The sequence below is a fragment of the Nocardia sp. NPDC049526 genome, assembly GCF_044465765.1.
In the GTDB taxonomy this organism is placed as follows: domain Bacteria; phylum Actinomycetota; class Actinomycetes; order Mycobacteriales; family Mycobacteriaceae; genus Nocardia.
In genome coordinates this window covers 247,866-266,246 of the sequence record NZ_JBITMA010000009.1, presented here as the reverse complement: position 1 = coordinate 266,246, position 18,381 = coordinate 247,866, and the positions used below count along the sequence as shown (strand labels likewise).

At 65.8% G+C, this 18,381-nt stretch carries 13 protein-coding genes; 8 read left to right on the top strand and 5 right to left on the bottom strand.

The genetic code is table 11. From position 1 onward, the window contains the following. Positions 1 to 28 precede the first annotated feature (28 nt). The 6 genes from ACIBW7_RS27910 to ACIBW7_RS27885 all read left to right on the top strand — a co-directional run bounded on the left by ACIBW7_RS27910 (position 29) and on the right by ACIBW7_RS27885 (position 14,352). Positions 29 to 673, top strand: a complete 645-nt coding sequence (locus ACIBW7_RS27910; RefSeq protein WP_040688334.1) for a hypothetical protein — start codon at positions 29 to 31, stop codon at positions 671 to 673. Positions 674 to 1,170: 497 nt separating this feature from the next. Continuing rightward, positions 1,171 to 1,908, top strand: a complete 738-nt coding sequence (locus ACIBW7_RS27905) for a zinc ribbon domain-containing protein (protein WP_397051258.1) — start codon at positions 1,171 to 1,173, stop codon at positions 1,906 to 1,908. Positions 1,909 to 1,990: 82 nt separating this feature from the next. Then, complete coding sequence (locus ACIBW7_RS27900) at positions 1,991 to 3,280, top strand: bifunctional RNase H/acid phosphatase (protein WP_397051256.1); 1,290 nt, start codon at positions 1,991 to 1,993, stop codon at positions 3,278 to 3,280. A 316-nt stretch (positions 3,281 to 3,596) separates the two neighbouring features. Beyond that, the gene (locus tag ACIBW7_RS27895) at positions 3,597 to 6,071 is read left to right on the top strand and encodes an FAD-dependent monooxygenase (RefSeq protein ID WP_397051254.1); all 2,475 of its coding nucleotides are present in this window, start codon (positions 3,597 to 3,599) and stop codon (positions 6,069 to 6,071) included. A 177-nt stretch (positions 6,072 to 6,248) separates the two neighbouring features. After that, positions 6,249 to 13,511: an amino acid adenylation domain-containing protein gene (locus ACIBW7_RS27890; protein ID WP_397051252.1), complete on the top strand. Its 7,263-nt coding sequence runs from the start codon at positions 6,249 to 6,251 to the stop codon at positions 13,509 to 13,511. 151 nt (positions 13,512 to 13,662) lie between these two features. Further along, positions 13,663 to 14,352, top strand: a complete 690-nt coding sequence (locus tag ACIBW7_RS27885; RefSeq protein ID WP_397051250.1) for a S1 family peptidase — start codon at positions 13,663 to 13,665, stop codon at positions 14,350 to 14,352. Here ACIBW7_RS27885 and ACIBW7_RS27880 read toward each other — a convergent pair. Continuing rightward, on the bottom strand, positions 14,301 to 15,176 hold the full coding sequence (locus ACIBW7_RS27880; protein WP_397051248.1) for a helix-turn-helix domain-containing protein: 876 nt from the start codon (positions 15,174 to 15,176) through the stop codon (positions 14,301 to 14,303). The genes ACIBW7_RS27885 and ACIBW7_RS27880 overlap by 52 nt on opposite strands. A gap of 127 nt (positions 15,177 to 15,303) precedes the next feature. Between ACIBW7_RS27880 and ACIBW7_RS27875 the strand changes: the two genes are divergently transcribed. Next, positions 15,304 to 15,699, top strand: coding sequence for a hypothetical protein (locus ACIBW7_RS27875; protein WP_397051246.1), 396 nt, complete (start codon positions 15,304 to 15,306; stop codon positions 15,697 to 15,699). A 45-nt stretch (positions 15,700 to 15,744) separates the two neighbouring features. Here ACIBW7_RS27875 and ACIBW7_RS27870 read toward each other — a convergent pair whose 3' ends face one another. Together ACIBW7_RS27870 and ACIBW7_RS27865 are read right to left on the bottom strand one after the other, a co-directional pair. Beyond that, entirely contained in the window at positions 15,745 to 16,254 is a 510-nt protein-coding gene (locus tag ACIBW7_RS27870) for a GNAT family N-acetyltransferase (RefSeq protein WP_397051243.1), read from the bottom strand. Positions 16,255 to 16,393: 139 nt separating this feature from the next. After that, entirely contained in the window at positions 16,394 to 16,801 is a 408-nt protein-coding gene (locus ACIBW7_RS27865; RefSeq protein ID WP_397051241.1) for a hypothetical protein, read from the bottom strand. A 233-nt stretch (positions 16,802 to 17,034) separates the two neighbouring features. Here ACIBW7_RS27865 and ACIBW7_RS27860 point away from each other — a divergent pair, with 233 nt between their 5' ends. Then, positions 17,035 to 17,454, top strand: a complete 420-nt coding sequence (locus ACIBW7_RS27860) for a pyridoxamine 5'-phosphate oxidase family protein (RefSeq protein ID WP_397051239.1) — start codon at positions 17,035 to 17,037, stop codon at positions 17,452 to 17,454. Positions 17,455 to 17,458: 4 nt separating this feature from the next. Here ACIBW7_RS27860 and ACIBW7_RS27855 read toward each other — a convergent pair whose 3' ends face one another. Next, entirely contained in the window at positions 17,459 to 18,037 is a 579-nt protein-coding gene (locus ACIBW7_RS27855) for an NUDIX domain-containing protein (protein WP_397051237.1), read from the bottom strand. A gap of 36 nt (positions 18,038 to 18,073) precedes the next feature. Then, complete coding sequence (locus ACIBW7_RS27850; protein WP_397051235.1) at positions 18,074 to 18,358, bottom strand: hypothetical protein; 285 nt, start codon at positions 18,356 to 18,358, stop codon at positions 18,074 to 18,076. Between the last annotated feature and the right edge of the window lie 23 nt (positions 18,359 to 18,381).

Sequence of the window (18,381 nt, the reverse complement as noted above, 5' to 3'; positions counted from 1 at the left end):
ACGCGCCCGCTCGGGGTACAACTACCGCATGAACTACCCGGTGGACTTCGGGATCGTGCAGATCGGTCTGATGCTGATCATCCTGGTCGCGGTCGCGTTGCTGATATCGGCGCTCGTCATGGTGCGCAAGGTTGGATTGCGGGTTTTGCTCGGGCGCGGCGCGGGCGGATTGGCGCTGCTGGTCGTCGCGGTACTGCTGCTGTGGGTGATCACGCTCGTGCAGACGTTCCTCGGACTGAGCGGGGAGGTCAAGGCCGCGCACGTGGTGGTGAATCAGGTTGCGGGCCAAGACCACCGGCTCGAGGTCGACCTCACCCTCTACGGCGACGAGCATCATCCCGACAAGCACGAGAAGTATCAGGTCGAGGGTGACCTGTGGGTGCTGCAGGCCAATATCGTCGAATTGGAGCCCTGGGTGAACGCCCTCGGCTTCCACTCCGGCTACAAGGTCACCCGCCTCTACGGCCAACGTCTCGACGGCGTGGCCACCACCCAGAACCAGATCTTCGTCAACGGCGACGACCAGGACTTCTTCAACGATATGCGCAACCACAAGTGGTGGACCGACCCCTTCGTCCGCTCCGCCTACGGCAACGCCGTTATCGCCACCCCCGGCACCTACGACGTCTTCATCTCCCGCGACGCCATCAAAACCCGGGCCCCCGGCAGCTGACTGTACGAGCTACCACCGTCGCGATCGGCTGATCGCGACGATCGGAGATTGCAGCTGCCGCGTCAGTTCATCGGGCGGTCCGGGGCTGATGCTGAAGTCGTCCCGATACTTCGTGACGAAACCAAGTAAGTGTGCTGCCAAGAGCGTGCATGACGCGGGTCGGGGCATGTTCACCCGCATGCCGGCGGAGCAAGCGGGCAGGTACGGGTGCAGCGTCACCAAGGTGACCGCTTCTTTCCGGTCGGCCGGTCGGAAGTCTCCAGTATGTGGCCGGGCCGATGGCACGAAACCGCTGTCCGTCCGACCGGTGAAGCGGGAACCCATCGAGACAGTGATGCGGCTGCGGTAGGTGTCCCCGCCCCGCCTCGGTTCCACGCACTTGCCCGCCACTGGTCGTGGCCCGGACCGGATCACCCACCATCCGGGGTACGGTTGAAGACTGGCATCGCGACCTCGCGTGCCTCCATCCGTCCACAGCGTCCAGGAGTTTGTCCGCGTTGAATGTCGAACCGCCTGTCCAGGCCAAGCTGCTCCAGCTCGCCGCCGTCGACGCCGAACTGACGCGGATCGCGCATCGGCGCACCGTGCTGCCCGAGCAGCAGGAGGTGGCGCGGCTCGAGGGCGAGCGGAATGCGCACAAGGATGCGGCGGTGGCGGTCGAGATCATGCTCGACGATCTCGACCGCGATATCCGCAAGCTGGAGGGCGAGGTCGACGCGGTGCGCAAACGCGAGGAGCGCGACCGCGGCATGCTGACCGCCGGTTCGGTGGGCGCCAAACAGCTGTCGGAAATTCAGCACGAGCTGGGCAGCTTGGAGCGACGCCGTTCGGTGCTCGAGGACGAGTTGCTCGAGGTGATGGAGCGCCGCGAGGCGTCGGCATCCGATCATGATCACGCAGGTGCACGGCTCAGCAAGACCGAGCAGGAGCTGGCCGATGCGCAGCGCCTGCGCGACGAGGCGCTGGCGGATCTCGATGTGGCGCAGGGCCGTTGCGATTCCGACCGCAAGGATCTGGTCGCGCTGTTCCCGGACGAACTGCTGAGCATCTACGACCGGCAGCGCACCCAGCACGGCGTCGGCGCCGCGCTGCTGCAGGCCCGCCGGTGCGGCGCGTGCCGGATCGAACTGGACCGCGGCGAGATCGCGCGGATCGCCAAGAGCGCGCCGGATGTGATCATGCGGTGTCCGGAATGCGGTGCGATCCTGGTGCGCACCAAAGAGTCGGGTTTGTGAGGTTTCCGGTGCGGGTATCAGTACTCGCGTCGGTCCGCTCCCAGCGACGGATGGTCGGCTGTCGAAGAGGACGAGGGAAACAATGACCGAGCGCGAGGTGATCGTCGAGGCCGACGGCGGTTCCCGGGGCAATCCGGGCCCGGCCGGTTACGGCGCGGTCGTCTTCAGTGCCGATCACATCCGAATTCTCGCCGAGCGCAGGGAATACGTCGGCATCACCACCAATAATGTCGCGGAATACCGCGGGCTCATCGCGGGTTTGGAGGCGGCGGCAGAGTTGGGTGCGCGCGTGGTGGCGGTGCGGATGGATTCCAAGCTGGTGGTCGAGCAGATGTCCGGCCGCTGGAAGGTCAAGCACGCGTCCATGATTCCGCTGGCCGACCGGGCACGCAGGCTGGTCGCCGGCTTCGACAGCGTGACGTTCACCTGGATTCCACGCGCCGAGAACTCACATGCCGACCGGCTGGCGAACGAGGCGATGGATGACGCCACGCTGATCGGCGAGGTGCACGCCGCCGAGCGGCAGTTGCTCGATGCAGGCGCGGCGGCCGCCACCCTGGCCGAAGAGGTGCGTGAGGCCGAAGAACAGCTGCTCAGCTGGACCGACGAGCCGCAGACCTCCGCGCACGGCGTCGAAGAGCACCACCCGAGCTGGATCGACGAGGCCCGGGATGCGCAGTCGTCCGCATCGAATACCCGAGCCGCCGAACGCGAGACGCCGGCCGCCGCCGAAAGTGCACCCGCCTGGACCGGCGCAACGGGCCGCCCGACCCGCTTCCTCCTGCTGCGCCACGGTCAAACCGCCCTCTCGATAGAGCGCCGCTACTCCGGCCGCGGCAACCCACCTCTCACCGACCTCGGCCGTGAACAGGCCGCCCGCGCCGCGAAAATGCTCGCCGCGAAGGGTGGCATCGCCGCGGTTGTCACCTCCCCGCTCGGCCGCGCCCGTGAGACCGCCGAAGCCGCCGCGACCGCACTCGATATTCCGATGCGCGTCCTCGACGGCCTCACCGAGACCGACTTCGGCGAATGGGAGGGTCTCACCTTCCAGGAAGCGGCACAACGAGATCCGCAACTACATGCCCGCTGGCTCGGCGATCCCTCGACTCCCGCGCCGAACGGCGAGAGTTTCGACCAGGTGCGAGAACGAGTCGAGGCGGCGCGGCGTGATCTGCTCGCCCTGTATCCCGGCCAGAACATCGTGGTGGTCAGCCATGTGACCCCGATCAAGACCCTGCTGCAGTTGGCGCTCGGTGTCGGTCCGTCGTTGCTGTACCGCCTGCACTTGGACCTGGCGTCGCTATCGATCGCGGAGTTCTATCCGGACGGCGGTTCATCGGTTCGGTTGGTCAACGACACGTCCTACCTCTGAGGAAGTTGCGCATCGGACCAAACCCGATTCTTTTCGCGAACCGCGAATTATGGCGCATCGCAATGGATTCGGCCTGTCGAAACGACCCCTTTGGGTTGAATCTCACACGGTAACGTTTCAGACACGGTTATAGCGGTAGGCTTCGGGTCGGTCAGGCACAGGCATCCCGCCCCGCCTGTCTGGTCGGGGATACCGAAGGTCTTCGAACAGTGCTGCTCGGGGGGATGAGAGCTGACGAGCAGCGTTGCTCGGTGGTCGCTTCGTACGATGAAGTAGTCCTGTGCGGTCGAGTGATTCGATGGAAGCGCAGGTTCGAATGAGTAGTCCGATCAAGGTTATCGTGCTCGGTGCGGGGATCGGAGGGCTCACCACGGCCGCCGCATTGCGCCAGGCGGGCTTCGCGGTCGAACTCTACGAGGCCGCTCCCGAGCTGCGTGGCCAGGGATTCGGACTTTCGGTGCAGGCCAATGGGATCAAGGCGCTGCGTGCAATCGGCCTCGGCATCGAGGAGGAACTGTTCGAGCGCGGTGGCAAGGTCGAGACCTTCCGCTTCAACAACCCGGACGGCACGCCCATCCGAGTGCTTCCGGTACACCGCCAGGACGACCGGCTCGGCGCATCGAGCGTCGCCCTGCACCGCAAGGATCTGCACGCGATCCTGCTGCGCGCGATCGGCGACACCCCTACTCATGTTGGCGCACAGGCGATTCGGTTCATCGACGACGGTGAGCATGTGCGCGTCGAATTCGCCGACGGCCGCATCGCCGAGGGCGATCTGCTGATCGGCGCCGACGGCATCCACTCCGTGGTGCGCGCCCAATTGCACGGCCGCGCCGAACCGCGCCCCGGCAATTTCGTCGCCTGGCTGGCCTGCATCCCGTTCGAACATCCCGCCGTGCCGCGCGGCTACTCCGCCCACTATTGGGGCGCCGGAATGCGTTTCGGCATCCACGACATCGGCCACGGCCGGGTGTACTGGTGGGGCACGATGACCATGCCGGGCGACGAGGCCGCCGATTGGCAGGGCACCAAGGAAGATCTGCGACGGCTCTATGCCGACTGGGCGCCGGAGGTGCGCGCCTGCATCGATCAGACCGAATGGGCCGATGTGCTCGCCGTGCCCTGCCAGGACCGTCCGCCGCTGGACGGCTGGGGCCGCGGCCGGGTCACCCTGCTCGGTGATGCCGCACATCCCATGCTGCCCAGCCTGGGCCAGGGCGCCAACTCGGCCATCGAGGACGCGGTCGTACTCGCCCACACGCTGAAGTCCTCGCTGGATCCTGTTGCGGGCCTGCGTCGTTACGAGCAGGTGCGCGCAGAGCGCACCGCCATGTTCGTAAACGGCTCCTGGTCGCTCGGCAAGATCGAGCAGACGACCGACCCGAAGCTGGTGAAGGTGCGCGACACCTACTTCCGACACGCACCCACTGAATTCTTCCTGCGCGAATTGGGCAAGCCGATGTCGTTCCCGCCGCTGGAGGGACCGACCGCGCGGCTGCCGCGCCAGCTGTCCCCAGTGGAGCGCTGGCACTGGATCGCGGATCAGCTTGCGCCGCTGCATATTCTGGCCCGGGTGCGGGTGCACGGCTCGATTACCGCTGAGCAAGTGCGAACCGGTCTCGACGAGGTGCAGCACCGACATCCGCTGCTGGGTGTTGCGGTGGCGGCCGAACCCGACGGCACCGCACCGCGTTTCGTGCCGGTACCCACGCCGATTCCGCTGCGCGTGCTCGAATCCGCCGATCCGGATGCCTGGTTGACCGAGGTCGACGAGGTCGAATTGCGTGAACCCTTCGACTGGCACTCCGGTCCGCTCGCGCGCGCCGTGCTCATCACGGATGCGACCGGTGAGACCAGCGATCTGATCGTCACCCTGCACTATGCGATCGCCGACGGCGAGAGTGCGATGTCGGTGGCCAAACAGGTGCTGCAGGTCGCCGCGGGCGACGGCGTTGATCTCGAGCCCGCGCCGGTCCGGCCGGGTCCGGAGCAACTGTTCCCGGCAAAGCTCCAGGGCGCCAAGGGCTTCGGCCGCACTGTGGGATCGCTGCTGCGCGACCAGAAGGCGCAGCTGAAGCGGCCGCGCCGACTCGAACCGACCGAACTCGCACGGCCGTCGCAGCGACGCAGCCGGGTCGTGCACCGCAGCCTGGATGCCGATCAACTCGACGCATTGACCGCAGGCTGTGAGCGCAAAGGCGTCGGCCTGCAGGCCGCGCTCTCGGCGGCGCTGCTCATCGCGGCGGCCCGCGAGTCGGGCACCTACACCGAATCCTGGTACACCGTCGGCAGTTCGGTGAATTTCCGCGGCCACCTCGACGGCGCGGTCGCCGATACCGAGGTCGGGACCTACCAGGGCATGATCGCGACCCCGGCGAAGTACGCACCGTGGTCCTCGCTGTGGCAGATCGCCGGCGAAATCGAGCGCGAGTACGGCGCAAGAATGGACCGTCGCGACCATCTCGCGGCCTTGAGCCTGCTGAAGGTGGCCGCACCGAAATCGGTGGCCGCCAGTGCATCCACGGTCAAGCTGATGGACACCCGCGGTCCAGGTCACCTGTGTATGACCTACCTGGGACGTTATGCGTTCCCCGACAAGATCGGCGCGTGGCAGCTCTCGGGCGCGCAATTCGTCTCGGGCATGTCGGTGAGCGGCTTCATCATGGCCACCGCCAATGCCACGCATGGCGAGTTGTCGTTCAACATCGGCTATGTCGAGCCCGCGGTGTCGCGCGAGCGTGCCGAACGGCTTGCCGATGAGAGTGTGCGCGCACTGCTGTCGGTGATCTGACAGGGCTCGCACACCCACAAACGAGGGCGAATCCCGGCATCTATGTCGATGCCGGTGATTCGCGCTATCCGAAAACTGGATACAAGTGGTAACGGCTATGCGTTTCGGCGTCGTCAGGGGTGGGTCCTGGACAGTTCGCGCACGGTCTGTGCCGCGACTGTCGCGATAGGAGTGACTGTGACGTCGGAAACCAGCGCAAATCCCGCAAGACCAATCGAAGCATGGCCGGTCAGCGCATATCAGCGCGACGTGCTCGGCCTGGCATTCCGGCTGGCGCCGGAACCCGTTGCGCAGCAGACCTATAGCCTGCGCATGGATGAGCCGCTGGATATCGAGCGGCTGCAGGCGTGCTGGCAGCGCGCCCTGATGAGCGATGACGCGTTGCGACTGCGCTTCGCGTTCGAGAACGGCGAATTCCGCCAATGGATTTCGAATGAGATTCCGCCGGTCGAGGTCGTCGATCTGACCGGAGCACCCGACCCCGAGGCCGCGACCCAGGAGTGGCTGTGGCGCGAGGTCGGCGCGCCGGAGCGGCCGGAGCGGCCCGCGCGGCTGGCCGCGGTTGTGGACAGGCCGGACCGGTTCTTCCTGTTCATGTCGTTCCATCACGCGCTGGCCGACGGCTACGGCATGAATCCGGTCATCGCCACGCTCGATACCAGCTACAAGATGAAAGACGTTCCGCTCGAACGGCTTGCGGTGCCCGAGCCCGCCAACGAGCACACCGATCGTTCCGTGGCCACCTATCGGCGGATCATCGAGGACGACGAGGCGTACCGGACCTCCGAGCAGTACACGGCGGACCGCGATGGTCTGCTCGCTGCGCTCGACGGCGTCGAACCCGCGCTGTTCCCCAACCGGACCAGCTCGCCGAGAATCGCCCGGGGGCACTACAACACGATGATCTCGGGGGAGTACCTCGATCGTGTCCGTGCCACCGGTGTCACCGTCTTCGCATATCTGACCGCCGCGGTGGCGACGTATCTCGCGACGATCCACCGCACCGATCAGGTGGTGATCGGCGTCCCGATGCTGAACCGGCACTCGGCGGAGACTTATCGCACGCAGGGCCACCGCGCCAATGTCGTTCCGCTGCCGGTGCGCGTCGATCGCGACGTGCCGCTCGCGCGGATCGCCGAGCAGGTTACCCAGCAGATTCGAAAGCTCAAGAAGCATCAGCGCTTCCCATACGGCGAGCTGACCCGTGCGCTGAATCCGGATCCGGCCGCGCCCCCGCTGTACGACGTCGCCTTCTCGCACACGAAGCTGCCGGATGCCGATTATGTCCACGAGCTGATCTCGAAATGGACGGTGCACAATCCGGGTTCGGTGACCAACGCGCTCACTATCGTCACTGCCGAAAATGGCCGGGACGGCTCGTTCAGCCTCCAGTTGTTCTACGACAAAGACATTTTCGACGCGAGCTTCCCGATCGAATCGGCGCTGCGCAGCGTCGGCGAAATGGTCACCGCGTCGCTGGACAGTCCGGAGACCCCGGTGGGCGCGCTGCCGCTGCTTTCTGCGCAGGCGAGTGCCGAAGTCGCGGCGTTCGAGGCTGGTCCGCGTATCGAATTCCCCTACACCACCATTGATCGGCTCTTCACCGAAAAAGCCGCCGACCATCCGGACCGGGTGGCGGTGGTATCCGCCGACTCCCGCGAACTGACCTACGCCCGATTGTCCGGTCTGGCCGACGGTTTCGCAGCCCGGCTGTATGCACTCGGCGCCACCGGCAACGAGTGCATTCCGGTGGTTCTGCCCCGTTCGACCGACATGCTCATCGCGGTGCTCGGCATTCTGCGTGCCGGATGCGCTTACGTGCCGCTCGATCCGGATTATCCGGCGGCGCGTATCGAAACGGTTCTCGCGGACTGCGAAGCGCGGTTCGTGGTTGCTGGAAGCGAGCATGCGCGGGTCTACCGAGACCTCGGCATCAGTCGTATCACGGTGGCCGACACGGTGCCCGGCGCCGTCGAAAACGTTTCGCATCCACACGATTTGAGCTATCTCATCTACACCTCGGGCTCCACCGGTGTGCCCAAGGGTGTGATGGTCGAGCACCGCTCGGTGGTCAACCGGCTGACCTGGATGCAGCGCCGCTACCCGCTGTTCGCCGACGACGTGATCTTGCAGAAGACGCCCGTCACCTTCGACGTTTCGGTGTGGGAGTTGTTCTGGTGGGCCATCACCGGCGCCAAGGTCGCGCTGCTCGAGATCGGCGGCGAGCGCGATCCGCGCCGCATCGCCGAGGCCATCGAGGCGGATGCGGTGACCGTCGTGCACTTCGTGCCGTCCATGCTGGCGGCTTTCATCGATGAACTGGAGGCCGATCGTACGATCGTGCCGCGCATCGCGGGCCTGCGCCGGGTGTTCTGCAGCGGTGAGGCGCTGCCGCCCGCGCTGGTCCGCCGCTTCCACGCCGCCTTCGCCGCGGTCGCTCAGCGGCCACCGCAATTGGTGAACCTCTACGGTCCCACCGAGGCCACCGTGGATGTCTCGTATTTCGAGTGCCCACCCGCTGGCGACCGCTTGCAGGTCGCTCGAAAGAACCAGAGCGATTCGCTGGATCTGGTGCCCATCGGCCGTCCGATCGACAATATCGACCTGCTTGTGCTCGACGAATCCGGTCGCCGCATGCCCATCGGCGTTCCCGGCGAGCTCAATATCGCCGGAGTCGGCCTCGCGCGCGGCTACCGCGGCCGCCCCGACCTGACCGCGGCCGCATTCGTCGACGATCTGACCGTGCCCGGCCGTCGTCGCTACCGCACCGGTGACCTGGCGCGTTGGCTGGCCGACGGCACCCTGGAGTACCTGGGCCGCTTCGATGATCAGGTCAAGATCCGCGGGAACCGGATCACCCTCGGCGAGGTACAGAACGCCATCCTGGACTGTGCGGGTGTGCGCGCCGCGGTTGTCGTCGACGAGCACTCCGAGACGCATGGACTGCATCTGGCCGGATACTTCGTCGGCGACGCGGTGACCGGTGACGAGATCGCCGAACAGATCGCGCTTCGCCTGCCCCGCTACATGATTCCGACCCGGCTGCTGCGCGTCGACCGGATTCCGTTGACCCACAACGGCAAGGCCGATCGCAAGGCGCTGGCACGCGCGGCGGCGGTTTCGGAGCATGCGGAGTTCGTCGGCGTGCCCATCGAACCGCGGACACCGGTCGAGGCCGAGCTCGCACAGGTCTGGCGGACCGTGCTCGGTATCGACTCCATTGGTGTGCACGACAACTTCTTTACCCACGGCGGCGACTCCATACTCGCGTTATCGGTACGCACCGCCGCCGAACGCGCCGGACTGTTCTTCGATGTGGATGCCTTCTATGCGCATCCGACCATTGCCGAATTGGCTCAGATCGTCTCGGATGGCCCGGACGGCAACCGGATTCGCATCGCCGATCCATTGGCGACCGTGCCGCTGATCGACCGCGCCGCACTGCATCAGGCCGAGGACGCCTTCCCGGCCACCGCGCTGCAGCTCGGCATGCTCTTCCACAGCATCGAGCGCACGGATTCGGTGACCTACAAGGACGTATTCCGCTATCGGTTCGAAATGCCCTGGGACGCCGCGCAATTCCGCGCCGCATTCGACCGGCTGGTACGCCGCCAGCCCGCGCTGCGCTCCTCGTTCGAGCTGAGCAGGTATTCGGTCCCGCTGCAGGTCGTGCATACCGCGATCGAGTACGAGATGGACATCGTCGATGTCTCCGATCTCGATCCGGTGCTGGCCGATCAGGATGTCGAGGACTACACGCAGGAACGTAGGCGCGCCCGGTACGACCTCGCACGCGCCCCGCTACATGCCGTCCGGGTATTCCTGCAGCCGTCCGAGGGCACCCTCCAGAGCGTCGATCTGGTGCTCAGCTTCCACCACGCCATCCTCGACGGATGGAGTGTCGCGACCTCGGTGCTCGAGCTGCTGGTCGACTACCTGAACAAGCTGCGACTGATCGAAACCGGTATCGATGACACGCCGCATGCGGCCACTGTCCTGGCCGAGTACGCCCAGTCCGAAATTGCCGCGGTGCACGATGATTCGGCCAGCGAGTTCTGGCGCGAGGCGCTGGCCGGCGCCGAGCCGACCGCGCTGACCGCCCTCGGTGTCCACGAGGGGGCGGGTGCGGCGGACCCCCAGGCCGCCGCCCTGGTGCCGCGCCGGCTCGCCGAGCGTGTCACCGCCTTCGCGGCCCGGCATCAGGTGCCCGAGAAGGCGGTCTACCTGGCGGCGCACTGCCTGACCCTGCGCACGGTGACCGGCCGCGCCGATATCACCACCGGCGTGGTCAGCCACGGCCGACCGGATCGCGCGGGCGCGGAGAGTATCGCGGGCCTGTTCCTGAACACGCTGCCGATGCGGCTGGACGATACCGCCACCACCTGGCTCGCGGCCGTAGCGCAGATAGCGCGCCGGGATCGCGACGCCTACCCGCACCGACGCTATCCCCTGCGGTCGATTCTGGCCGATGGCGGGCCCGCGTTCGAGACGGCATTCAACTTCATCAACTATCACGTCTTCGCACCGATCCTCGGCACGGACCGAGTCACCCTGCGCGACTTCGACGTTCGCGAGGACACCAATTTCCAGCTGTTGGTGACGGTGGCCCATGATCCGCGCGACGACCGAATGTGGGTGCGGGTCAACGGGGATCACACGCTGACCAAGGATCAGTGCGAGACCGTCGCGGTGACTCAGCTGCGCATGTTGGCGGCGATCGTCGCGGATCCGGATGCGCCGATCGATCGCGGCACCGGCCCGGCGACCGCGCGTGATGTCGGCACACTTGTCGCCGACGCGGCCGCGCTCAATCCGCACACCATCGCTGTTCAGGGCGACGAATCCAGCCTCACCTACGACGAATTGATCGAGCGCAGCGAACGGCTCGCCCGGTGGCTCAACGGTTTGGGAGTCGGACCCGGCGACCGGATCGGCATCCTGATGAGCCGTCGCCCGGAATTGGTGCTGCTGGTGCTGGCACTCATGCGAATGGGCGCGGCCTGCGTGCCGCTCGATGTCAGCTACCCGCGGGCCCGGCTGAATCTCATGATCGACCGCGCCCGCCCGCACCGGGTGATCGCCGACGCCGCCTATGCCGAGATCGTCGATAATGTTCGACTGGTGCTGGACACGGCGGAGGTGTTCGATCCGACGGCCGACAATGACATAGATTTCGCTGTCCCGGACTACATTTCGCCCGACGCACTCGCCTACGTGCTGTTCACCTCCGGCTCCACCGGCGAGCCCAAGGGCGTCGCCATGCCGCACCGCGGCCTGAGCACGCTGGTGAACTGGCAGAACCGCAGCCCATCGGGCATGAATCTGGCCAGCACATTGCAGTTGGCACCGTTGAGCTTCGACGTGTCGTTCCAGGAGATCTTCACGACCCTGGCCGCGGGGTCCACGCTGCGGGTGAGTTCGGCGGATTTGCGCGCCGATGTCGAGGAATTGCTCAATACCGTTGTCGACGAAGGCATAGAGCGGCTGTTCCTGCCCTATGTCGCGCTGCAGGCCTTCGCGGAGGCCGTGGTCGCCCGGCGAAAGTTCCCGGTCGACCTCAAAGTGCTCGCGTCCTCCGGTGAGCAACTGCGCATCACCGACGAGATCCGCGCGCTATGCAAAGTGGTGCCGGGTCTATTGCTGGAAAACCAGTACGGCCCAACGGAATCCCACGTCGCGACAGTATTCACCCTCGCGGGCTCACCTGACGACTACCCGGCGCTGCCGCCGATCGGACGTCCGGTCGACGGCGATACCGTCGAATTGCTCGACGGCGCGTTGCGTCCGGTGACCGATGGTGTGATCGGTGAGATCTATCTCGGCGGCCGTTCCCTCGCCCGCGGTTACCAGGACCGGGCGGCACTGACCGCACAGCGGTTCGTGGCCACCCACGGCGGCGGAATTCTCTATCGCACCGGCGATCTCGGCGTGCGGCTGGCCTCCGGCGATCTCGTCTGCCTCGGCCGCAGTGACAGCCAGGTGAAGATCCGCGGTTTCCGGGTGGAGCCCGCCGAGGTGGAGCTGTGCATCCTCGGACTGGTCGAGAAGTATCCGACCATCACCGAGGCGGCCGTGGTGGCACGGGGATTCGGCGGCATCGACGGTGCGCTGATCGCCTTCCTGGCCGGCGACGCCGAGCAAACCGATCTGGCCGCGTTGCGCCACGATCTACGCGGCGTACTGCCCGCGCATATGGTGCCGTCGCGATTCGTCTTCCTCGACGGACTGCCCCGCACCCCCAGCGGCAAACGCGACGACGGCGCTTTGCGTTCGATCGTCGAATCGGCACCGGAATCGGTTACCGCACAACGGGAACCGGCCGACGAATACGAGCACTCGGCAGTAGAGCTACTTGCCGAATACGCGGGTCTACGTTCCATCGGCCTCGACGACGATTTTTTCGCCGCGGGCGGCACCTCCATCGGCGCCATGCGCGTGGTGATGGGGTTGTCCCGGCGCTTCGGCGCCGAAATACCGCTGGATATGTTCATCGGCGCGCCGACGGCCGCCCAGCTCGCGGCGGTGATCCGGTCCGGAAATACCCGGCGCACCTTCGACCCGCTGGTGCCGATCACCGTCGGCGGGCACAAGCCGCCGCTGTTCCTGGTGCATCCGATCGGCGGAAATGTGCTGTGCTACTTGACACTTGCCCGCTATCTCGATCCGGATCGCGCGATCTACGGCCTGCAGGCCGCGGGCGCGGATGCGGGCAGTACGCCGGAGAAGACGATCGTCGGGATGGCCGAGTCCTATCTGGCGGCGGTGCGTCGGGTGCATCCGGAGGGGCCCTACCACCTGGCCGGCTGGTCTTTCGGTGGCAATGTCGCGCTCGAAATGGCACGGCAACTGCCCGAGCGGGAGGTGGCCAGTGTGACGCTGCTGGACACCATGGCTTTGCGTCAGCAGGCTCGTGAACCCATTGCCGAGGAACAGCTCATTCGCTGGTTCTTCCTCGAATTGCTGTGGTACGCACGTGGCAATAAGGCCGCGCTCGTCGATTTCGAGCCCGGCGTGCACGGATCCGAGGAGCTCTTCGATGCGATGCTCGCCGAGGCGATCCGGTCGGGAATTCTGCCCGCCGACAGTTCACCGCAGGCGATCGGGCGGCTCTACGAGGTGTTCTACGCCAACTACACGGCGTTGCTGGAGTATCAGCTCGAACCCTACGACCGCGATATCACCCTGCTGCGCGCCGAGGAGGGCCTGCCACCGGGTGTGGATCTCGCGCACCAGGCCGTCGGCAGCATGTTCGACAGCGCGAACAACGGGTGGCAGCAGTACGCGGCCCGGCGCTTCACGCTGGTCCCGGTGCCCGGCGACCACCTGCACATGATGACCGAACCGCATGTTCGCGAGGTCGCGGTGCAATTGGACTCGGCGCTCGCGGCGGCCGATCCGGATCCGGACCGGGAGCTCGGCGCCGAAATGCTCGACGCCTAGCGGTGTGGGCCAACCCTGCACACGAAGCGTGAACTAGAGTTCGGGGGTGGCCGCAGCTGTCGGGGGCGGCTCTCCATCGTGTGTGCGGTTGGCCAAAGCCTGAGTCGATTTCGATGTCGGCCAGCGCTTTTCGAGAAGGAGAGTAGTTGCCGTGAAGTTCGGAATGATCGCGTTGTGCTCGGCGGCCGTCGGACTCGTGGGGGCCGGTACTGCTCACGCGGCCGGAAATGCCGTGATCGGCGGCAGTTCCGGCCTGGTCTTCGATAACAACGCCGCGTGCTCGCTGACCACGATCGGCTACGACGGTGACGGGCGCCTGGTCGGGCTGACCGCGGGGCACTGCGCCCCGACCGGTGCGCGATTCGGCGCCGAACGATTCCTGGATGCCGGTGTGATCGGTACGGTCGTATACTCCGATGAGGGCGAAGGCCTCGATTTCGCTGTGCTGCAATTCGATCCGGCCAAGGTCACGCCCGTGCGCAATGTCGGGCCGACCACCATCGCCGGATTCGGTGCGGCACCCGCACCCGGCGAACCGGTGTGCACGAGCGGGCGCAGCAGCGGATTCGACTGCGGTGTGGTCTGGGGTTCGCTGGAGGGCACCACCATCAACCAATCCTGTTCCAAACCGGGCGATTCCGGTGGTCCGGTCACCGTCGGTGATCGACTGGTCGGCATGAATCAGGGGCGGCTGACCGGATTCGGCGGCGTCGGATTCAATATTCCGTGCATCTTCCCCGCGAATCCCGTCCACTCGCCGGCGTTCTTCGCGCCGATCGATCAGATACTTCAGGCCGTGGACGCCACCGGTGGTGTCGGCAGCGGATTCCAGCCCATTTGATCCGTCGACGGGTTGTGCGCGGCCGCGAGTCCGCGCAGGGCTGCGGCGGTGAATTCGTCGAGTGGGTAGAACAATTCGATCGCGAGTTCGGACAGCGTGACATCGGCCGGTGCGCCGAAGGTGGCCATGGTGCTGAACATGCGTAGTTCGCCGAACAGAGTTCGGATCCGCAGCGGCACCTCGAACGGATTGGGTTGTGCCGCATCGTCATCGGGTGCATCGATGAAATCCGGCGGTAAGGGATAGGCGGCGACCTCGCCATAGAGTGTTCGGAGTTCGGCGTCGCCGCTGGCATTGACCTGTCGAGACAGTCGCTCCAGGAACAACTCTCGCACCTGGGTGAGGTTGGCGAGGCGGGCCGCGAGCCCGTCGGGGTGCAACACCAGCCGGTAGACATTCGGTTGCGGCAGCATCAGCGCTTCGGGGATATCGGCCATGAACAAGCCCATGGCGATATTGCCGGTGACCACATTCCACAGCCGGTCCACCACGACCGCCGGATAGGGCTCGTGTGCGGTCAGCATGATGTCGAGTGCGGAGCGGACCGAGGCCAGGCCGGCGTCGTCGAGACTGCTCTCCCGGTAGGCGGGTGCGTAGTCGGCGGCCAGCAGCAGGGTATTGCGCTCGCGCAGCGGCACCTCCAGCGCATCGCAGAGCCGCAGAATCATGGCTCGGCTGGGTTTTGCCCGTCCGGTCTCCAGATAGGAGATGTGGCGCGAGGAGCTGTCCGCGGCCAGCGCCAGGTCGAGCTGGCTGAGCCTGCGCCGCTGCCGCCAGTCGCGCAGCAGGGCGCCGACCCGCGATTCCGTCTGATTTACCGCCACCTGGGCAGGTTAATCAGCGCCGCGTGCGCTCGGCCATGACCTCAGAGGTTATTGAGACCTTCACCTCAGGCCCGGCATGGTCGGTTTCGGGAGCCGATCGGCTGCCGGATCGGCAAAGGAGAAGAAGATGAGCACACTCGTCGCGCGCACCGGTTACCTGCGTACCGTACTGCGCTTGGACGGCTGGGGCACCGGGGTGTTCGGCGTCGTCATGCTGGCCGGGGCGGCTGTGCTGAGCGGGCCGTTGGGGCTGCCGACCGCCTGGTCCATTCCGTTCGGTGTCGCGATGATCGGCGGCGGACTGGCGCTGCTGCTGATTGCCGGGTACCCGGATCTCGTGCCGAGCCATGCGGTCGCTGTTATCGGAGTCAATGTGGTTTCGGCGGTGGCGCTGGTGGTGCTGCCGTTCTCGGGTCTGCTCGACTTGACCGGGCTCGGGGTCGCGTTCCTGCTGATCGGCGCGGTGTGGGTTGCGGTGTTCGCGGCGTTGGAGGTGAGTGGGGTGCGGCGGGCCGGGTTGTGAACCTCGGTGCCGTCGGATCTGATGACGGACGAGCCTGTCGAGATGTCATCCGGGATGGCGAGCCGGTCCTACCCCCGGCGTCACCGCGATGAACATCTCGTTCTCCAGCCGCGGATCATCCTCTGCGCACCGCTGTTGACCTCCGGTGAAGGCGAAACCTGTTCGCAGGTACAAGGACTCGGCGTGATGATTGCCCTCGACAACCCAGAGTCCGAGTTCGCCGTGACCATGTGCCCTGGTCCAGTCGATGGTGGCGGCCAGTAGGAGATCCGATGCTCCGGTGCCGCGTGCGCTCGGATTCACCCAGACCGACACCACGATCGGCGGTCTGTCATCCGACTTGGTGACGATGCCTGCCGAGCCGACGACTCTGCCTTCGCGCTCGGCGACGAACAGCAGCCGCGTCCCCATCCACTGCCGCCACTGCGGCTCGTCCCACTGCGATGCCACCTCGAATGTCGAGGCAAACGTACCCGGTGGCGATCCCGACAGGGCATCGAGCCGGATCTCGCGGGCGACCGTCCATTCGGCCCCGCCCAACTGCCGAACTCTCATCCGGCGATCGTGTACCGACACCGCTGCATCAGGCAAACGCGCATCCTTTCGGACTGGCCGGTCGGTATCGTGTATTGCCGAAATATGCACTCTGTTGGATGCCGTGCCGATCGTGAACGATAGGCGCCGAGTCGTCGGCTCAGCGTAGTCGTCCGCGACGATTCGTCGGTCGCCCGTCGTGTATGGCTTGGTTACGCAGCGATTCGATCGTCTCGGTATCCCGTTCGTGGGCGAGATCCAGCATGGCAAGTCCGGTTTCGCGGATCAGCCCATCCAGATCGTCGAGCATCGCGGCGATCGCATCGCTGGCCGTGCGCAATTCGGCGGCGCTCGGATCCGGCCGATCGAAAACCATACGGAGTTTGTGCAGCCGCAGCCCGGTATCGAAGAGGCGGCGCACCAGTCGATCGCTGGTATCGGTGAACGCGGTGGCGGTTCCGGATAGTTCCTTGGTGGGGCCGAATGATCTTCGCGGCCTTCGCCACGTGCCTCGGCTGCTGCCCACGCGGGCGCCGGTCCGGGAGCTCGACCGCACATCGTCGGGCATCGAAATCCTCCTGAGTCGTTGATTCGTATTTGGTGGCCACGTTTCGGGACCCCGGAGACGTGGCCATTCTACTGCGCCCGATTTGGGCGGGGACGAACGGCTCCTTCGGAAAACCGATACCTGTTTATCCTTCGTACCGTGTAATTGCTTGGTAGGCAACATGATCACCGGCTGTCCGAAGTGAGGTGATCGATACGGGCTGCTTCGCATCGCGAACTGGTGGACAATGGGGTATGGCAGCACACGGTGTGCGGGAGTCACGCGAACTGTCGGTCGATACCGCACTGCACCTGCTGGGCACGATCGGATTCGGGCGTGTCGCGTTCTCGCGCTATGCCTTACCCGCGATTCGCCCGGTCAGCCATGCGTTGGTCGAGGACCATCTGGTCATCTACGCCGACGCCGCGACGACCGGTTCGCTCGATCGTCAGGTCGTGGCCTACGAGGTGGACGCGATCGACCACCGGACCTCGCTCGGCTGGTGCGTAATCGTGACCGGAATCGCCGACACCGTGCGCGACCAGCACGAAATCGTGCACTACCAACAGTTCTTGCCCGCTCGCACGGTCGGTTCTGGTGATCGAGTGACCAGAATCCTGCCCGACATTGTCACCGGAATCGAGTACGTAGGGCCGGAAGAGGCCGATCGGTAGTCGTTCAAGGGTTCGGAATCCTTTCGGGGAGTCGCGGTTCGAGTTTCGTGAGGAAGCGCGTGAAATGAGGATCGGCGTCGGTGCGGTCGAAGGTGTCGATATCCCACCAGTGTGCTTCCGCGAATTCGCCCGGGTCCAAGCTGTATTCGCGGGTACGGTCGCCGCGGATGACGTACCAGAGGCTGACATCCTGGTGTCCGCTGTGGGTGCCGACCGTCGTCGTGACGGTGAGGAACAGCGGTTCGGTCCCGATGACGGTGAATTCTGGATCGATGCCCAATTCCTCGGCGGCCTCGCGTCCGGCGGCGGCCCGCGGATGTTCTCCCGGCGATATGTGGCCGCCGGTCGGCAGCCACAGTCCGGCGAGGAGATGTCGGCCCAGCAGCACACTGCGGGCTCGCGGGTCGACGAGCACCACATACGAGACCAGATGCCGTGGGGGAGTGTCGGGTTCGACGCGACGGAACACATCGTCGGTCGAGGCCAGCCAGGCCTTGGTGTCCTCGACATGCTGCCGTTCGAGCGCATCGAGCGGCGTGATCGCGTCGACGATGTCGGCGACGGTCGCGGTCGCGAGGTTCATGGCAGGTGACTGTAGCCGCAGACACCGACAGGTTTACTACTCGAGGACGACCGGGCGCAGCCGGGTGGTGTACACCCCGGCGCGATCGAGCGCATCGACGGCGGCATCGAGTTCGATCATGGTCTCCTCGAAGACTTCTCGCGCCCCGGCAATGCAGTAGGCCGGGGTGGTGAGCGCCCCGATCCCGTCGGTATCGACCAATATTCCCGAGGCCTGCAACGAACTGTAATCGGCATCGAGCCCGGCCAGCTCCCCACGAAGTTCCCGCAGCCGATGAAACAACTGCTGCCGCCGAATCTCGAGTGCCAATGGATCGGTCATCGCACGCTCCCCACTTCCGAATT